This window comes from Pantoea eucrina (assembly GCF_002095385.1).
GTDB lineage: Bacteria > Pseudomonadota > Gammaproteobacteria > Enterobacterales > Enterobacteriaceae > Pantoea > Pantoea eucrina.
Window position 1 is genome coordinate 1 of sequence record NZ_MIPP01000017.1, and the last position, 17,918, is coordinate 17,918.

The 17,918-nt window shown below is 57.2% G+C and carries 15 protein-coding genes, 1 other RNA gene and 2 pseudogenes; 5 read left to right on the forward strand and 13 right to left on the reverse strand.

Going from position 1 to position 17,918, the window contains the following annotated elements; genetic code table 11:
• Positions 1-151 precede the first annotated feature (151 nt).
• From ubiI to HA43_RS09340, 4 genes and pseudogenes are all read right to left on the reverse strand, one after another.
• Positions 152-1,354, reverse strand: a complete 1,203-nt coding sequence (gene ubiI / locus HA43_RS09325) for an FAD-dependent 2-octaprenylphenol hydroxylase (RefSeq protein WP_039380028.1) — start codon at positions 1,352-1,354, stop codon at positions 152-154.
• A 13-nt stretch (positions 1,355-1,367) separates the two neighbouring features.
• Positions 1,368-2,546 (reverse strand): 2-octaprenyl-6-methoxyphenyl hydroxylase, encoded by a 1,179-nt coding sequence (ubiH, locus tag HA43_RS09330; RefSeq protein WP_094111516.1) that lies wholly within the window; start codon positions 2,544-2,546, stop codon positions 1,368-1,370.
• Positions 2,543-3,864, reverse strand: a pseudogene (pepP, locus tag HA43_RS09335) (Xaa-Pro aminopeptidase). The gene ubiH and the pseudogene pepP overlap by 4 nt, the downstream one beginning before the upstream one ends.
• Before the next feature lie 51 nt (positions 3,865-3,915).
• Complete coding sequence (locus HA43_RS09340; RefSeq protein ID WP_039380033.1) at positions 3,916-4,497, reverse strand: YecA/YgfB family protein; 582 nt, start codon at positions 4,495-4,497, stop codon at positions 3,916-3,918.
• Positions 4,498-4,666: 169 nt separating this feature from the next.
• Here HA43_RS09340 and zapA point away from each other — a divergent pair, with 169 nt between their 5' ends.
• The 3 genes from zapA to HA43_RS09355 all read left to right on the forward strand — a co-directional run bounded on the left by zapA (position 4,667) and on the right by HA43_RS09355 (position 5,956).
• A complete protein-coding gene (zapA, locus tag HA43_RS09345; RefSeq protein ID WP_034823204.1) occupies positions 4,667-4,996 on the forward strand; it encodes a cell division protein ZapA in 330 nt (109 codons plus the stop codon).
• Between the two features lie 39 nt (positions 4,997-5,035).
• Positions 5,036-5,219, forward strand: a non-coding RNA gene (gene ssrS / locus HA43_RS09350) — 6S RNA.
• A gap of 134 nt (positions 5,220-5,353) precedes the next feature.
• A complete protein-coding gene (locus HA43_RS09355; RefSeq protein ID WP_094111517.1) occupies positions 5,354-5,956 on the forward strand; it encodes a 5-formyltetrahydrofolate cyclo-ligase in 603 nt (200 codons plus the stop codon).
• Positions 5,957-5,977: 21 nt separating this feature from the next.
• On the opposite strand, the gene serA is transcribed toward HA43_RS09355, so the two are convergent.
• Positions 5,978-7,216: a phosphoglycerate dehydrogenase gene (gene serA, locus HA43_RS09360; protein ID WP_039380039.1), complete on the reverse strand. Its 1,239-nt coding sequence runs from the start codon at positions 7,214-7,216 to the stop codon at positions 5,978-5,980.
• 278 nt (positions 7,217-7,494) lie between these two features.
• Positions 7,495-8,154: a ribose-5-phosphate isomerase RpiA gene (gene rpiA, locus HA43_RS09365; protein ID WP_094111518.1), complete on the reverse strand. Its 660-nt coding sequence runs from the start codon at positions 8,152-8,154 to the stop codon at positions 7,495-7,497.
• 182 nt (positions 8,155-8,336) lie between these two features.
• On the opposite strand from rpiA, the gene HA43_RS09370 reads away from it, so the two are divergent.
• Positions 8,337-9,242, forward strand: coding sequence for a LysR family transcriptional regulator ArgP (locus HA43_RS09370; RefSeq protein WP_094111519.1), 906 nt, complete (start codon positions 8,337-8,339; stop codon positions 9,240-9,242).
• A 39-nt stretch (positions 9,243-9,281) separates the two neighbouring features.
• On the opposite strand, the pseudogene HA43_RS09375 reads toward HA43_RS09370, so the two are convergent.
• A pseudogene (locus HA43_RS09375) lies at positions 9,282-10,015 on the reverse strand (oxidative stress defense protein).
• A 214-nt stretch (positions 10,016-10,229) separates the two neighbouring features.
• Here HA43_RS09375 and HA43_RS09380 point away from each other — a divergent pair.
• A complete protein-coding gene (locus HA43_RS09380; RefSeq protein ID WP_094111520.1) occupies positions 10,230-11,543 on the forward strand; it encodes an MFS transporter in 1,314 nt (437 codons plus the stop codon).
• Here the strand turns inward: HA43_RS09380 and HA43_RS09385 are convergent.
• The 6 genes from HA43_RS09385 to epd form a co-directional block, all read right to left on the reverse strand.
• On the reverse strand, positions 11,527-12,225 hold the full coding sequence (locus tag HA43_RS09385) for an IclR family transcriptional regulator domain-containing protein (protein ID WP_071668576.1): 699 nt from the start codon (positions 12,223-12,225) through the stop codon (positions 11,527-11,529). The two genes, HA43_RS09380 and HA43_RS09385, sit on opposite strands and share 17 nt — an antisense overlap.
• A gap of 76 nt (positions 12,226-12,301) precedes the next feature.
• Positions 12,302-12,922 (reverse strand): arginine exporter ArgO, encoded by a 621-nt coding sequence (gene argO, locus HA43_RS09390; protein WP_094111521.1) that lies wholly within the window; start codon positions 12,920-12,922, stop codon positions 12,302-12,304.
• Positions 12,923-13,053: 131 nt separating this feature from the next.
• Complete coding sequence (gene mscS / locus HA43_RS09395) at positions 13,054-13,935, reverse strand: small-conductance mechanosensitive channel MscS (protein WP_039380053.1); 882 nt, start codon at positions 13,933-13,935, stop codon at positions 13,054-13,056.
• Positions 13,936-14,243: 308 nt separating this feature from the next.
• Positions 14,244-15,323: a class II fructose-bisphosphate aldolase gene (fbaA, locus tag HA43_RS09400; protein WP_039380055.1), complete on the reverse strand. Its 1,080-nt coding sequence runs from the start codon at positions 15,321-15,323 to the stop codon at positions 14,244-14,246.
• A gap of 101 nt (positions 15,324-15,424) precedes the next feature.
• The gene (gene pgk, locus HA43_RS09405; RefSeq protein WP_094111522.1) at positions 15,425-16,588 is read right to left on the reverse strand and encodes a phosphoglycerate kinase; all 1,164 of its coding nucleotides are present in this window, start codon (positions 16,586-16,588) and stop codon (positions 15,425-15,427) included.
• A 51-nt stretch (positions 16,589-16,639) separates the two neighbouring features.
• A complete protein-coding gene (epd, locus tag HA43_RS09410; protein WP_039380059.1) occupies positions 16,640-17,659 on the reverse strand; it encodes an erythrose-4-phosphate dehydrogenase in 1,020 nt (339 codons plus the stop codon).
• Positions 17,660-17,918: the final 259 nt, after the last annotated feature.

The window sequence follows — 17,918 nt, forward strand, 5'->3', positions numbered from 1 at the left end:
TACGTCCGGGGGATGGGGTTGCCGGGGCGCATTAATGCGCCCCCTACGCCAGGGCGATGCGAAACGATGACGTCCGGTATTGAGCCACCGTAGGGGCGCCATTTATGGCGCCCGGGTTGATGCGGGTGCGAAACGACAACGTCCTGGTTAGCTAGCGGATCCACTCTGGCAGGTCGTTCAGCCCCATCGCCTGCTTCAGCAGACGCGGCTTCACGCCTGGCAGCGTATCGGCCAGCTTTAGCCCGACGTCACGCAGCAGCTTTTTCGCCGGATGCGTGCCGGCGAACAGCTCGCGGAATCCCTGCATGCCGGCCAGCATCAGCGCTGCGCTGTGCTTGCGGCTGCGTTCGTAGCGACGCAGTGAGAGATGCTCACCGATATCACGACCCGCCTGATGCAGGCGGCGGATCTCACCAATCAGCTCAGCAGCATCCATAAAGCCTAAATTCACGCCCTGCCCGGCCAGCGGATGAATGGTGTGCGCCGCATCGCCGACCAGCGCCAGACGATGAGCTGCAAAATTGCGCGCATAGCGTGCCGTTAGCGGGAACGTTTTACGTTCGCTCTCAACGCTGCATAATCCCAGCCGCATATCAAAGGCTACAGAGAGTTGCTGATTAAACAGCGCTGCCGGCATCGACTGCATGCGCGCTGCTTCCTGTGGAGCCAGCGACCAGACGATTGAGCACAGGTGCGGATCCTGCATCGGCAGAAAGGCGAGAATACCTTCGCCGTGAAATACCTGACGCGCGATAGCATCATGCGGCATATCAGTACGCACGTTCGCGACCAGCGCATGATGCTCATAATCCCAGAACGTCAGCGGGATATCCGCTTTTTCGCGCAGCCAGGAGCCGGCGCCGTCGGCGGCTATCATCAGCCGGGCGCTCATCATGGTGCCATCTTCCAGCGTGATAAAGGCTTCATTATCACCAAACGCGACCTGCTGCAGGCGGGCCGGTGCAAACAGCGTAACATCTTTACACTGGCTGGCACGCTGCCACAACGCACTGTGAATCACTTCATTTTCAACAATATAACCAAGATGCGACAGCCCCTGCTGCTCATCATCAAAGCTGACAGATCCAAAGCTGTCCTGATCCCACACTTCCATACCGTGATACGCGCTGGCGCGCAGGGCGAGAATAGATGACCAGACGTCGAGTTTCTGTAGCAGACGTTCACTGGCTGCATTAATTGCGGATACCCGAATCGACGCGGCAGCTGCCGGATCGAACTGCGGTTCCGCCGCTTTCTCCAGTACTGCAACGCGCAGACCACTTCCCTGCAAACCGCAGGCCACTGCCAGACCGACCATGCCGCCACCGGCAATCACCACATCAAATGTTTGCATTGCTGCCTCTTTATTAACGCTTTACCCAGCCGAGCGTACGCGCGGCCAGCGGATGTTGCAGCCAGGGGAGGTGATCCATAGCCACCAGCCCGAGATTTCGTCCTGCAACCAGCGGTGCATAACGGTTAGCGAACAGGCGCACTAGGCCGTCAGTCACGCCGATTGTCGCCGCGCGGTCAGCCTGACGCCGGGCGGCAAAATGCTGCAGCACCGCATAACTGCCAGGATCCTGCTGCTGGCGCCAGGCGCCGGCCAGCGTTTCCGCCAGCGACATGACATCGCGCAGACCAAGGTTAAAGCCCTGTCCGGCGATCGGATGCAGCGTCTGGGCAGCATTGCCGACCAGCGCCAGCCGGTGCGTCACCTGACGATCGGCGGTTTGCAGCGCCAGCGGGTAAATTTCACGCTGACCGGCATGGGTAAAGCGACCCAGCCGCCAGCCAAATGCGCGCTGCAGTTCGCGCCGGAATGTCTCTTCATCCCACGCCCGCACCCGGGATTCTGCGGCTGCCGGATGGCACCACACCAGCGACATACGATTGCCGGACATCGGCAGCAGCGCCAGCGGCCCGTGCGGCGTAAAACGCTCAAACGCCTGCCCCTGATGCGGCAGCTGAGTGGACACGTTGGCAATCACCGCCAGCTGCTGATAATCCTCGCGCTGCCACTGAATACCGCATGATGCCGCCAGCGATGAGCGCGACCCATCTGCAGCCACCAGCAGCGTACCCTCCAGCGTTTCGCCGCTGTTAAGCGTCACCTGCGCATGCGCTTTATCACGCGTGACCTGCGTGACGTAATCGGGGCAGCGCAATGTTACACCGGGCGCCTGCCGGAGACGCTCAAACAGGCGCTGTCCGACATCGAATAGCTCCACCACCTGCCCCAGCGCAGCCAGTTGATACGCCTCTGCGCTGAGCTGCACAAAGCCGCTGTGACCGCGATCGGAGACGTGAATGCGGGTGATCGGCGTGGCGCAGTCCTCCAGCGAACGCCAGAGGTCGATTGCTGCCAGCTGCTGGCAGGTGCCGGCGGCCAGCGCAATCGCCCGGCCATCAAAACCGGGGTGCGCACGGCTGCCCGGCTCGCTGCGCTCAATGAGCGTGACCGGTAACCTGCCCTGCGTCAGATGCGATATCGCCAGCGCCAGCGTGGCGCCGGTCATGCCTCCGCCTGCAATCAGAATGGTCATACGCCGCGCGCCGCTGCCATCAGGGCTTCAATCGCATCCGGATCTTTCACCACGCTATCAGTAAGATTCTCATGGCCTGTCGCCGTAATCACAATATCATCCTCAATGCGCACGCCTATGCCGCGGTACTGCGGCGGCACGCTGGCATCAGGTGCAATATAGAGGCCCGGCTCTACCGTAAGCACCATGCCCGGCTCCAGCACGCGGTCGCGGCTCGGCGTACCGTAATCGCCGACGTCATGCACATCCAGGCCCAGCCAGTGGCCGAGGCCGTGCATGAAGAAAGGGCGATGCGCCTGCGCTTCAAATAGTTCGTCGATATTGCCGTCAAGAATACCGAGATCAACGAGGCCAGTGATCATGATGTGCGCAACTTCATCATTCACTTCATGAATGCTGACGCCGGGCCGGAACATCGACAGCGCTTTATGCAGCGAAGCCAGCACAATGTCGTAGATTTCCCGCTGCGGCGGTGTAAACCTGCCGTTTACCGGAAAGGTACGGGTAATATCACCCGCATAACCGTGAAACTCACAGCCGGCGTCGATTAGCACCAGATCGCCGTCGCGCATTGCGCTTTCATTTTCGGTGTAGTGCAAAATGCAGCCGTTTTCGCCACTTCCGACAATGGTGTTGTAGGAAGGAAAGCGCGCGCCGTGGCGGGAGAATTCATGGTGGATCTCCCCTTCAAGCTGATACTCATACATGCCGGGGCGGCACTGCTGCATGGCGCGGGTATGCGCCAGCGCGCTGATTTTTCCCGCCTGACGCAGCATCTCAATCTCTTCTGCGCTTTTAAACAGCCGCATCTCATGCACCCAGGGACGCCAGTCGGTCACGCTGGCTGGTGCGCTAAGATTCTGCCGGAAACCGCGACGTAATTTTTCCAGTGCGCTAAACAGCAGCTGGTCAGCGTAACCATATTCGCCCTGCGCGTGATACACCACGTCAAGCCCGTTCAGCAGCAAGTGCAGCTGTTCGCCAATATCATCCCACGGCAGTGCGCGATCAACACCCAGCTTCGCCGGCGCAGCTCCTGCCCGAGGCGACGGCCAGACCACACCTCGGCAGTCAGATCGCGTATGCGGTTAAACAGCACGCTGTGATTGTGATGTTCATCGCTTTTGATCAGCACCAGCAGCGCCTGCGGCTCGTTAAACCCGGTGAAATACCAGAAGTCGCTGTTTTGGCGGTAGCTATATTCGGTGTCGTTGCTGCGCGTGACTTCAGGTGCTGCAAAAATCAGCGCCGCGCTGCCGGGGGCCATCTGCGTAATCAGCGCCTGACGACGCTGCCGGAACTGTTCCAGTGTGATCATAGTTGCACTCCCTGTTGATAACGGGCAGCAGCGCTGCCCGCAATGACGCGCTTAGTGTAGCGTAGGTTTCTGCACTTCCGGTGCGGTTGGCGTATGCGGGCGTGTGAAGGTGTCGTGACACAGCAGCGCCGCGACGCGCACATACTCAATCACCTCTTCCAGCGACTGCTCCAGCTCTTCCTGATCTTCATCTTCTTCATAGCCAAGCTGAGCAATGGTACGCAGATCGTCAATCGCCTCGCCGGTTTCACCGGTGACTTTATCCAGTTTAGGCTGCGTAACGCCCAGGCCAAGCAGGAAGTGATTAACCCAGCCCGCCAGCGCATCAGCCCGGTCAAACACGGTAATATCATCTTCATCCGGCAGCATCAGCTGAAACAGAAAGCCATCCTCTTCCAGGGTCGTAGTCAGGCTGTCATGCAGCGCCTGCAGCGGCTGCGCCAGGCTCTGCGAGAAGGCCATGCCTTCATTAGCCAGATCGTGCACCAGCGTCTTCCAGCTGGCGTCCTGATTACCGCCACACAGGATGCCACACAGCAGTCCATGCATTTCGGCAGGCGTCATGCCCACACCCTGCTGAGAGAGGGCTGCGGCCAGCGCGTTGTAAGTGGGTGTTGCGTTCTGTAAAGACATAAGCTTTGGTCGTCGTTGGCAGAATAAGTTCGTGATATGCTACCACCAGGTGCCTCAGGGTTTCCAGAAAAGGGGTTGTATCTTCTTACCCGCGTCTATATAGTTGCGCACCTTCCGGGCCAGTGGCGAGCCGGGTGGAGCGAACGAAGTAATCAGTCAGGATGGTGGCATGTCTGCACAACCGGTAGATATACAAATTTTTGGTCGTTCTTTGAGAGTAAATTGTCCGCCTGAACAGCAGGATGCACTAAATCTTGCCGCAGAGGACCTCAATCAACGGTTGCAAGATTTAAAAGTTCGCACTAGAGTCACAAATACAGAGCAACTGGTGTTCATCGCCGCGTTAAATATCTGCCACGAGCTGGCGCAAGAGAAAGGTAAAACGCGAGACTACGCAGCAAACATGGAACAACGTATCCGCATGCTGCAGCAGACGATTGAACAGGCTTTAGTTGAGCAGGGTCGCATTACCGACCGCCAGGGCCCTAAATTCGAATAATACTTCATGGTTCTCATGCCAGAGCAACGATGAAGTCCTGTTTCTCTGAGATGTTTGCAAGCGGGCCAGTCCCCTGAGCCGATATTTCATACCAACAGAGTGTGACGCTCTGTAGCCTGTGAGCATGCTCGGTTCGTCCGAGAAGCCTGATGGTTGCGACGGCATACTCACCTTGAACCAAGGGTTCAAGGGTTACAGCCTGCGGCGGCATCTCGGAGATCTCTTTTCTGTTTTATCCGGCATCATTTCAGGTAGTAGCGTCAGCCGAGACTGCGGCTGCTACCTGAAGCCAGTCCCCCTCCCCTTCTTTTGCATGTTATAGTCAGCGCAAGCTAACCCACTCTTTAGGGGGATCCTGTGTCCGCTATCGATTATTCCGAACGCCAGCTGCTGCGTCAGCATATCCGCCATCTGCGCCGGCATCTGACGCCTGAACAGCAGAGTGAAGCGGCCGAACAGCTGGCTGAGCACGCGATTAACCTGGCACCTGTCTCAGCGGCACAAAGCATTGCGCTGTTTCTCTCTACCGACGGTGAAATCAATACCCGCCCGCTGATTGCCCGTCTCTGGCAGCAAAAAAAAGCGGTTTATCTGCCGGTACTGCATCCGTTTGCGCCAGGCAACCTGCTGTTTTTGCGTTATACCCCTGAGACGCAGCTGGTCATGAATAAGCTGCGCATTCCGGAGCCGCCACTGGATATTACGCAGATGACGACGCTGGATCGACTGGATGTCATGCTGGTTCCGCTGGTGGCGTTTGATGAAAGTGGACAACGGCTGGGGATGGGCGGCGGCTTTTACGATCGCACGCTGCAGAACTGGCAGCGCCACGGCTGTCTGCCGATTGGCATTGCCCACGACTGCCAGCGCGTTGAGGCGCTGCCGGCAGCCGCATGGGACATCCCGCTACCCGCCGTGCTGACGCCGGCAAAGCTGTGGCAGTGGGATACTTCGTTCTGACGGGCATATGCCCGTCACTAATCAGTAAAGCAGGCGCGCGCGCATAGTGCCCGGAATAGCGCGCATGAGCTGCAGCGCTTTATCCGCCACATCTTTTTCCGCATCGATATCAATCACCACGTAACCAAGCTGTGGCGAGGTCTGCAGGAACTGCGCCGCGATATTGATATTCTGCTCAGCGAAAATCTGGTTGATGGCGGTAAGAATGCCCGGACGGTTTTCGTGAATGTGCAGCAGACGGCTGGCGCTGGCACCGTGCATCGGCAGTGATACCTCCGGAAAATTAACCGCAGAGAGCGTCGAGCCGTTGTCGGAGTATTTTGCCAGCTTACCCGAGACTTCCAGGCCGATATTCTCCTGCGCTTCCTGCGTTGAACCGCCAATGTGCGGCGTCAGAATAACGTTATCAAACTCGCACAGCGGTGAATTAAACGGATCGCTGTTGGTTGCCGGTTCAGTCGGGAAGACGTCGATAGCCGCACCCGCCAGATGTTTGCTGGAGAGCGCATGGCACAGCGCCGGAATATCGATAACGGTGCCGCGTGCGGCGTTGATCAGCAGCGCGCCCGGCTTCATCAGCGCCAGCTCTTCTGCGCCAATCATGTTCTGGGTTGAGGCGGTCTCCGGCACATGCAGGCTGACCACATCACTCATATTGAGCAGATCCGACAGGTGACGTACCTGCGTGGCGTTCCCCAGCGGCAGCTTGTTTTCAATATCGTAAAAGAAAACGTGCATCCCCAGGCCTTCAGCCAGCACGCCGAGCTGCATACCGATATGACCATAACCAATGATACCCAGCTTTTTGCCGCGCGCTTCATAGGAGCCGGTTGCCACTTTGTTCCAGATACCGCGATGCGCTTTGGCGTTCGCTTCCGGAATGCCGCGCAGCATCAACAGCATCTCGCCAATCACCAGTTCAGCCACGGAGCGGGTGTTGGAGAAAGGGGCGTTAAAGACCGGAATACCGCGCCGGGCGGCGGCGTTGAGATCGACCTGATTGGTGCCGATACAGAAGCAGCCGACCGCGACCAGTTTTTCCGCGGCGGCGAAAATCTCTTCCGTGAGCTGGGTGCGGGAGCGGATACCGATAAAGTGCGCATCACGGACAGAGGCTTTCAGCGACTCCGCATCCAGCGCCCCTTTGTGAAACTCAATGTTGGTATAGCCTGCCGCGCGCAGATTCTCCAGCGCGCTCTGATGCACGCCCTCCACCAGCAGAAATTTAATTTTATCTTTATCCAGTGATACCTTTGCCATTTCCCGACCCTATTCAGAATTCAACGTGGAGTGCCATAAGATTACCTTCTGCCAAAATAACAAATTCTGGCAATGCGGCAATACAAACGATTGCGACCACGGCAGCACGCCCTGGCTTTCAGGCAGCACAAACCCATACAAAATCGCAGGATGCCGGGAGCAGAGAGCAGGAATCGGCTCTCCATGCTCTGTTTGTGACATAAGTCACCAAATTCAGGCTGATAAAGAAAAGCAGAATTAGCCGGGGGAAAAACGGCGCGTCAGGCGCGCCGGAGAGATCATTTGAGAATGGTTTTGACGCCATCCGGCGTGCCAATCAGCGCGACATCAGCGCCGCGTGTGGCAAACAGGCCGACCGTAACCACGCCCGCCAGCGCGTTGATGTTTTTTTCCATCGCGACAGGATCGAGGATCTGCAGATTGTGCACGTCGAGGATGATATTGCCATTATCGGTCACCACCTGCTGCCGATACTCCGGCTGGCCACCAAGCTTAACCAGCTCGCGCGCGACATAGGCACGCGCCATCGGGATCACCTCAACCGGAAGCGGGAAACGGCCAAGGATATCAACTTCTTTGGATGCATCCGCGATACAGATAAACCTCCGTGCGACCGCCGCCACAATCTTCTCGCGCGTCAGCGCCGCGCCGCCGCCCTTGATCATCTGCATATGCGGGTTGATCTCATCGGCACCATCGACATAGACCGCGATATCATCCACGTCGTTAAGATCGAAAACCGGTATGCCCAGCGATTTCAGCTTCAGGGTGGAGGCTTCAGAGCTGGAGACCGCCCCCTCAATCTGGTGCTTCATGGTAGCCAGCGCATCGATAAAATGCGCGGCCGTTGAGCCGGTGCCTACGCCAACAATAGTGCCTGGCTGCACATACTGCAGCGCCGCCCACCCTACCGCTTTTTTCAGTTCATCCTGGGTCATGGTATGTTTAAAACCTGTGCGACATCAAAGTGCGCGTAGTATAAAACAACGCGCTGTAAAAGTGCGCGACTCACGCACCACCGATTTTTACCTTTGGAAGCCAGTCCGCAAAAATGCACCCGCCGCACAGCGCGGCCATTTTGTGGCATAGTACTTTCCACCCTGAACGAGAGAGAACAATAATGAAACGCCCGGATTACCGTACGCTTCAGGCGCTGGATGCAGTGATTCGCGAGCGCGGCTTTGAACGCGCCGCACAGAAGCTTTGTATTACCCAGTCAGCCGTATCGCAGCGTATCAAACAGCTGGAAAACCTGTTTGGTCAGCCGCTGCTGGTGCGCACCGTTCCACCCCGCCCGACTGAGCAGGGGCAGAAGCTGCTGGCGCTGCTGCATCAGGTAGAGCTGCTGGAGGAGGAGTGGCTGGGTGACGATCAGAGCGGAACCACGCCGCTGCTGCTCTCGCTGGCGGTCAACGCCGACAGCCTTGCTACCTGGCTGCTGCCGGCGCTGAAAGATGTGCTGGCGGACTCCCCGGTGCGGCTGAATCTGCAGGTAGAAGATGAAACACGTACGCAGGAACGTCTGCGCCGCGGTGAAGTGGTGGGCGCCGTGAGTATCCAGCCGCAGCCGCTGCCGAGCTGCCTGGTCGATCAGCTGGGAGCGCTCGACTATCTGTTCTGCGCCTCACCCGATTTTGCCGCCCGCTATTTCCCCAACGGCGTAACGCGATCTGCCTTGCTGAAGGCGCCGGCAGTGGCGTTTGACCATCTGGATGATATGCATCAGGCGTTTTTGCAGCAGAATTTCGATCTGTCACCGGGCAGCGTACCCTGCCATATCGTTAACTCGTCAGAGGCGTTTGTGCAGCTGGCGCGGCAGGGATCGGTCTGCTGTATGATCCCGCATCTGCAGATTGAGCGCGAACTGGCGCAGGGAGAGCTGGTGGATCTGACGCCGGGACTCTATCAGCGCCGGATGCTCTACTGGCACCGCTTTGCGCCCGAGAGCCGCCTGATGCGCAGCGTCACCGACGCGCTGATTGCTCACGGGCATCGGGTACTGCGTCAGGATGAGGTCGCAGCCTGAGCATAGCGCAGCGGCAGATGCCGCTGCGGCTGTCAGCTATCAGGGCGTCGCGGCGTTCGGTTTGATTTCAAATACCACATCGACCTGATCGTCAAAGTGAATACTCTGCTGTTCATACGTCTGCTGCGCGGTGGTATCCGCCGGCGCGGCGGCAGCTTTATACATGCGCGCCATCGGCATCGGCTGATAGTTGGCTACGTGATAGCGAACGCTGTAGACCGGTCCCAGCTTCGCGTTAAAGCCTTCTGCCAGCGCGCTGGCCTGCTGCGTCGCGTTAGCAATTGCAGCTTTACGCGCCTGCTCTTTATAGCTTTCTGCGTCTGCCACACCCAGCTCAACGGTGCGGATTTCGTTCAGACCCGACTTCAGCGCGCCATCCAGCAGATCGTTCAGCTTATCCAGCTGACGCAGCGTCACTTCCACCTGGCGTACCGCGCGGTAGCTTTCAGTACCGACTTACCCTCTTTGGTGTAGTCATATTCTGGCTGGGTGCTCAGATTAGCCGCATCGATATCTTTCTTTTCGATACCGCTCTTTTGCAGAAAATCAAAATATTGCGCAACGCGCGCGTCAGCCTGTTTTTTAGCATCGGCGGCTTCTTTGGAGGCGACGCTGACCATAATTGAGAGCGTCGCCATATCCGGACGCGCATCAACGCTTGCCTGACCGGAAGTGACCACGTGCGGTCCTTCAGGCACTTCTCCGGCCTGTACCATGCCCGACAGTGCGCCAGTGCTCATTGCGGCGACCAGCGCCAGTGCTTTCAGTTTCACAAACTCCTCCTTGGAAATCGGGTTACCGGCTGCCACTATGGCGAAACCGCTACCGCTTTACTATGCGTTATGCTCTGAGTTTACGCAGACAGAAAAGTTCGTTCGCGCTGCGTTTTAACCTGCTGCTGGCTGCAAACTTATCACTACAGGGTTGCTAAAAACAGCATTGTGCGTTTCGCTTGATGGATACTCTCTGTTTCCAGGAACCCTGCCCATGGCGCACGATCCCTCAAGCCCTGGCGCGCCTGCTGCTGACGTGCGCGTCGGGCGCACGCGTTTTCTGATGCTGGCGCTGGTGTTTGTGAACATCATTATCAACTATATGGATCGCGCTAATCTGGCCGTGGCAGCGCCAGCGCTGAGCGCTGAGTTACAGCTCACGCCGCTGCAGATGGGGCTGATTTTTTCTGCGTTCGGCTGGATCTACGCCGCGCTGCAGATCCCGGGCGGCTGGCTGATTGATCGACTTGGTGCGCGTATGGTGTATGGCGTGGCGATGATCGGCTGGTCGCTTATCACCCTGCTGCACGTCTGCGCCAGCAGCGTGGCGGCGCTGGTCGGACTGCGGCTTGGCGTCGGCGCGCTTGAAGCGCCGGTGATGCCGGCGAATAACCGTATTATTTCCGGCTGGTTTCCCCTGCATGAGCGCGCCAGCGCCATTGGCATTTACTCTTCGGCGCAGTTTGCTGGTCTCGCCTGCGTCACGCCGCTGCTGTTTCATATTGAAGCCGCATTTGGCTGGCGCGGGCTGTTCGCTATCACCGGCCTGACCGGCATTCTGTGGGCGGGCGTCTGGTTTGCGCTCTATCGCGAGCCTGGCGAGCATAAACGGGTATCAGCCGCAGAGCGCGCCTGGCTGCTGGAGAATGGCGCGCTGCCCGACAGCGCATCCGCCGGGCGCACATCGCTACGCCTGAGCGACGTGCAGCAGATGCTGTGCAACCGCAGACTGCTGGGCATCTGTCTGGGCCAGTTTTCTATTTCCGCTACGTTCTGGTTCTTTCTGACATGGTTTCCGACCTATCTGGTCCGGTACCGGCATATGGATTTCATCAAAAGCGGTTATGTCGCCTCGCTGCCTTATCTGGCGGCGTTTTTTGGCGTCCTGCTGGCGGGGTTTATCTCCGATTATCTGATGCGGCGCGGCGTTTCAGCGAGCGTAGCGCGCAAGCTGCCGGTTCTGCTCGGGCTGACGATGACGCTGTTTATTCTCGGCGCCAACTACACGGATAACACCACGCTGATCGTGCTATTTATGTCGCTGGCTTTTTTCGGCAACGGGCTGGCAACTATAACCTGGGTTTTTGTCACCACGCTGGCGCCGCGTCATCTGGTCGGGCTGGCAGGCGGGATGTTTAACTTTACCGGTGCGCTCTCCGCGATTGTGGTGCCGATTGCCATTGGCGCGCTGATCGACGGCAGTGATTTTGCTCCGGCGCTGATATTTATCGCCGCCCTGGCGCTGGTGGGGATCGGCAGCTATCTGTTTATCGTTGGCCGCCCCGATGAGATTACTGCTCGCCGGTGATCTTCTGCGCCAGCTTTTTCAGCTGCGCCACCCGCTGCGCCAGATGCTCGTCATCCCTCTGCCAGATTTTAGCGAACGCCAGCGCTGCGCGATTATGATTGATCGGCAGCGCCATACCAATCTCACCATCATCACGCTGCCAGATGAGATGATCGCTCTGGCGCTTGCGCGCCAGCAGAGGCGCCATCTGCGTCCACTGCGCCGCGGCAAAACGCGGCTGCAGCTGCACATCGGGCTCTGCGGCCAGCAGCGCCATGCCAATCACCGACTGCCACGCCGGCAGCATGCGAAATCCGGCCAGCGCCTGACTGGTGCGGGTGCGTTCACCGGGTTCTGAGTGCCAGATATAGATGACCTGATCTTCCCACAGCACGCCCAGCGCCACCACGATATCGTGCGGTGCATAGAGCTCCAGCTGCGGCAGCGCCTGCGCAAACAGCGAGGAACCCCGAATCGCCTGCGCCGCCAGGGCGTGAACCCCCGGTCCTGGCAGATAGCGACGCTGCTCATCCTGAACGGTGAGGCCGATCGACGCCATCGTCATCAGCAGGCGGTTAACGCGCGTGCTGTTCATACCCATCTGACGCGCCAGCTCACGCCCGCCAATGGCTCTGTCGCTGGAGACCAGATACTGCAGGCAGCGGATACCGTCAATCAGGCTCTGGTTAGGTTGAGAAGACATCGGTCACCTCCTGGCGCTAAAAACTCAATCTTAGCAGCCTCGTCGCGTCAATAATGCCCCCTGCGCGTTTTACTTTTTAATCCGTCAGCGCCTGATGCGCCAGCTGGAAAGCGATAAGCCACATGACGCTGCCGACCAGCAGGTTGATGATGCGCTGCGCGCGCGCGGTGCGCAGCCGGGGCGAAAGCCAGGCCGCCAGCAGCGCCAGACCATAAAACCAGATTACGGAGGCGCTGACGGTGCCCAGCGCGAACCAGCGGCGGGCATCGGCGGAGGGCAGCTGACTGCCGAGGCTGCCCAGCACCACAAACGTATCCAGATAGACATGCGGATTGAGCCAGGTTACCGCCAGCATGGTGGCAATGATGCGCCAGCGTCCCTGTTTCAGCGCGCTGTCCTGCTCCAGCGCAATACCGCCGCGCCATGCGCTGCGTAACGCTCCCCAGCCATACCAGAGCAGAAACGCCACGCCTGCCCAGGTGATCAGCGTCAGCAGCAGCGGTGACTGATGCAGCAGCGCGCTGCCGCCAAATATGCCGCCGCAGATCAGCGCAATATCGCTCAGGGTACAGAGCGTGGCGGTCATCAGATGATAGTGGCGCTTGATGCCCTGATTCATAACAAAGGCGTTTTGCGGGCCCAGTGGCAGAATCAGTGCAGCGCCCAACGCCAGCCCCTGCAGATAAATTGATAACACGTTGAATAACCTGAAAAGAGAAGAGGATGGGCGCAGTATATCGGCCGGAGGATATTAGCGGAAATTGAAAGATTTAATCGGTCATTAGCGCTGTTAATAAGAAAGGCACCCGCAGGTGCCTTACGCTAACGTTATTTAGTCAGGTTAACCGGCTGCTCCTGCGCCTCACCCTTAACCTGGTGCAGATGCACATCCATCTGCGGATAAGGGATGCCGATGCCGTGCGCATCCAGGGTACGCTTAAAGTTTTTCATCAGATCCCAGTAAACGTTCTGCAGGTCGCCGCTTTTGCTCCAGCAGCGCACGACAAAGTTCAGTGACGAAGCCGCCAGCTCGTTCAGGCCGATCTGAATACCCATATCTTTCAGCACGCGCTCATCCGCTTCCACAACTTCGCGCAGCAGATCGATTACCTGATCGACATCCGCGTCGTAGGCCACGCCGATAATAAATTCGTTGCGGCGGATCGGCTCACGGGAGAAGTTAACGATATTGCTGGCGATAATTTTACCGTTCGGCACCACCACCATTTTACCGTCCGCGCTTTTCAGCGTGGTTGAGAAGATCTGCACATTCTGAACGGTACCCATCACACCACCGAGGTCAACAAATTCGCCGGTGCGGAATGGACGGAAAGTCACCAGCAGTACCCCTGCGGCAAGGTTAGAGAGCGAGCCCTGCAGTGCCAGGCCTACGGCCAGACCCGCTGCACCCAGCACGGCGATAACTGACGCGGTCTGTACACCCACCCGCCCCAGCGCTGCGATGATAGTAAATGCGATAACGCCATAGCGGACTAAGGCTGAGAGAAAATCTGCCACGGTCGCATCGATGTGGCGTGCCACCAGCAGACGATTAACGCCGTTTGAAACAATACGCGCGATAATCATACCCACGATAATAATCGCAATTGCTGCCACGATATTGACCGCATAGCTCAGAATCAGCGCCTGGTTACGCACCAGCCATCCACCTGCACTGTTAATGCCATTTACGACATTTAAATCTTCCATTTGTCAGCCCTGTTGTTGAGTTTCCCGCAGGAAATTACAAAAACGGCCAGATTGACTCCGGCACTCCAGGCTTCAAGGTTAAACAAAAACAGCATGAAGCGCCAAAATTAAGCTGATTTAACATTGTATTGAGGGAAAAACGTACCGGAATTGATGCAGATTAGCGCAGCACAGACCTGCAGGTTGCTGGTACGTATGCGGCAAAGTATGGCGGGCTGGCGTGTGGTTTTGTCGGGAAGAGAGTACGGTGCCGCATCGTGAAAAGCACATAAAAAAGGCCCCGATGGGGCCTTTTTACTGCAGCGGACTTACAGTACGTCGACTGCGTTCAGCTCTTTGAACGCCTGCTCTAAGCGCACAACCATTGAGGATTGTGCCGCACGCAGCCAGACGCGTGGATCGTAGTATTTCTTGTTCGGGCTGTCCGGGCCGTTCGGGTTGCCTAGCTGCGACTGCAGGTACGCTTCGTTAGATTTGTAGTACTGCAGAATACCGTCCCAGGTTGCCCACTGGGTATCGGTATCGATGTTCATTTTGATCACACCGTAGCTGATTGATTCTTCAATCTCTGCTGCAGAAGAGCCGGAACCGCCGTGGAACACGAAGTCCAGCGCGTTATGTTCCAGACCATGCTTCTCGCACACATATTTCTGTGAGTCGCGCAGGATGGTCGGGGTCAGCTTCACGTTGCCTGGCTTGTACACGCCGTGCACGTTGCCGAAAGAGGCCGCGATAGTGAAACGCGGGCTGATTTTGCTCAGCTCGGTGTAGGCGTAATCCACATCTTCAGGCTGGGTGTAGAGGGCTGAAGCGTCCATATGACTGTTGTCCACGCCATCTTCTTCACCGCCGGTGCAGCCGAGTTCAATTTCCAGCGTCATGTCGATTTTCGCCATACGCGCCAGATATTTGCTGGAGATTTCGATATTCTCTTCCAGCGACTCTTCAGAGAGGTCGATCATGTGTGAAGAGAACAGCGGCTTACCGGTTTTTTTGAAGTGCTCTTCACCGGCATCCAGCAGACCGTCGATCCACGGCAGCAATTTTTTCGCACAGTGGTCAGTGTGCAGAATAACCGGCACACCATACTGCTCAGCCATCAGATGCACATGGTGCGCACCGGCGATAGCGCCGAAAATTGCCGCGCCCTGTGGTTTGTCGGTTTTGAAACCTTTACCGGCGATAAATGCAGCACCGCCGTTAGAGAACTGAACGATGACCGGCGCTTTAACTTTGGCAGCAGCTTCCAGTACCGCGTTGATGGAGTCCGTGCCGACGCAGTTAACTGCAGGCAGAGCGAATTTGTGCTCCTTCGCTACCTTGAAGACTTTCTGAACGTCATCACCAGTGACAACGCCGGGTTTTACGAAATCAAAAATTTTAGACATGGTTGTGTCCCGTTTCGTTACCGTTCATTCCCGAAGGAATGGGATTTATTTGCCCCGGTCGGGGCCAGTTTTAAGGCAGCGCCGGAGCGCTGCCCCCAGAATTACTGCTTAGCGCGCTCTTCCAGCATCGCCACCGCAGGCAGCTTTTTGCCTTCCACGAACTCCAGGAATGCACCGCCACCGGTTGATATGTAAGAGATCTTCTCTTCGATACCGAACAGATCGATAGCCGCCAGCGTGTCGCCGCCGCCTGCTACAGAGAACGCGTCGCTGTCGGCAATCGCATTGGCCACAATTTCGGTGCCTTTACGGAAGTTAGGGAACTCAAAGACGCCTACCGGGCCGTTCCACAGGATGGTTTTGGCCTCTTTCAGGATCTTCGCCATGTTCTGTGCGGTTTCATCGCCGAAGTCCATAATCTCTTCGTTATCCTGCACTTCTGAAACCTTTTTCACGGTAGAAGGTGCAGTTTCAGAGAATTCCGTGCCTACGCGGGAATCGGTCGGCACCGGAATACCGTACTGGTCACGCAGGCCTTTGGCCGCTTCAACGAAATCCGGCTCGTAGAGTGATTTACCGACCTTGTTGTCGATAGCCACAAAGGTGTTGGCGATGCCGCCGCCCACAATCACGGTATCCGCAATTTTTACCAGCGACTGCAGCACATCAAATTTAGTCGATACTTTTGAACCACCAACTACGGCAACCAGCGGACGCTCCGGGTTGCTCATGACTTTACCCAGCGCTTCCAGCTCAGCAGAGAGCAGCGGGCCTGCGCAGGCGACTGGCGCAAACTTGCCCACGCCGTGAGTTGAAGCCTGCGCGCGGTGCGCGGTACCAAACGCATCCATCACAAAGACGTCACACAGCGCGGCATACTTCTTCGCCAGCGTCTCGTCATCTTTCTTTTCGCCTTTGTTAAAGCGCACGTTTTCCAGCACGACCAGCTCGCCCGCGCCGACTTCCACGCCGTCAAGATACTCTTTCGCCAGCGTAACCTGGGTACCGTTCAGTTTTTCTTTCAGATAGTTAACAACCGGCAGCAGCGAGAACTCTTCGTTATATTCACCTTCGGTCGGACGACCAAGGTGAGAGGTAACCATCACTTTCGCGCCCTGTTTCAGTGCCGCTTCGATGGTAGGCAGGGAAGCACGGATACGTGCGTCAGATGTCACTTTTCCTTCTTTCACTGGCACGTTCAGATCGGCACGGATCAGAACACGCTTACCAGCAAGGTCCAGATCGGTCATCTTAATTACAGACATGGTGAATCCTCTCGTTGATTCTCGTAAGTTTTGCCAGACGCCATCCGCGTCTTACCTGAAACCGCTTGCGGCCATTGCTAACGTAGTATCGATCATCCGGTTAGCAAAGCCCCATTCGTTGTCACACCAGACCAGCGTCTTGATCAGGTGATGACCGCTGACCCGCGTCTGCGTACCATCAACGATGGCACTGTGCGGATCGTGGTTAAAATCTACTGAGACTAACGGTAATTCCGTATAGTCAACTATACCACGAAATGCCCCTGCTGATGCGTTTTGCAGCAGCGCATTGACCTCACACGCCTTTACCGCCGCCCGTACCGAGACGCTCAGATCAATCGCCGTCACGTTGATAGTGGGTACGCGCACCGCTATCGCTTCGAAGCGATCGTTGAATTTCGGAAAAATGCGGGTGATGCCGGCAGCCAGCCGCGTATCGACCGGAATGATCGACTGGCTCGCTGCACGGGTGCGGCGCAGATCGCTGTGATAGGCGTCGATCACCTGCTGATCGTGCATCGCTGAGTGGATCGTGGTCACGGTGCCGGACTCGATCCCGAAGGCATCATCCAGCAGCTTGATCACCGGAATAATGCAGTTGGTGGTACAGGATGCGTTAGACACAATGCGGTCAGTTTGTTTAAGAGCCTGTTCGTTTACGCCGAACACCACGGTTGCATCCAGATCGTTGCCGCCCGGATGCGAAAACAGGACTTTTCTGGCGCCCGCCTGCAGATGCGCCTCTCCGTCGGCGCGGCTGCCGTAAACGCCGGTGCAATCCAGCACCACATCAACGTCCAGCTGCTGCCACGGCAGTGTGCCGATCTCAGCCTGATGCAGGATGCGGATGGTGTCTTCCCCTACCCACAGCAGATCGCGCTCCTGCCGCACGTCGAAGGCGAAGCGACCGTGGCTGGTATCGTACTTCAGCAGATGCGCCATACCGGCGGCGTCTGCCAGCTCGTTAATCGCCACAACCGTAATTTCCGCCCGGCGTCCCGTTTCATAGAGCGCACGCAACACATTGCGCCCGATACGACCAAAGCCATTGATAGCAATACGAATGGTCATCGCTTTTCCTGCAACTGCACCTCTGAAATGTGCCAGATACCTTGAGCGTTTCATGCCATTTTGTACAGGGAATTCTTACGCAGCGCCTGGAGCATTGCTGAGAGATATCCTGCTAACTGAAACGGTTCAGCCAGAATAAAGCATGCGAGGAATAACCGGAATGATTGCGATCAAGGATGGTGATGATTATTGGATCTGCGTCACAAAAATGCAGCGATTAATCGATTACTGCAGGAATAATTGAAACGTTTCAGGTGGA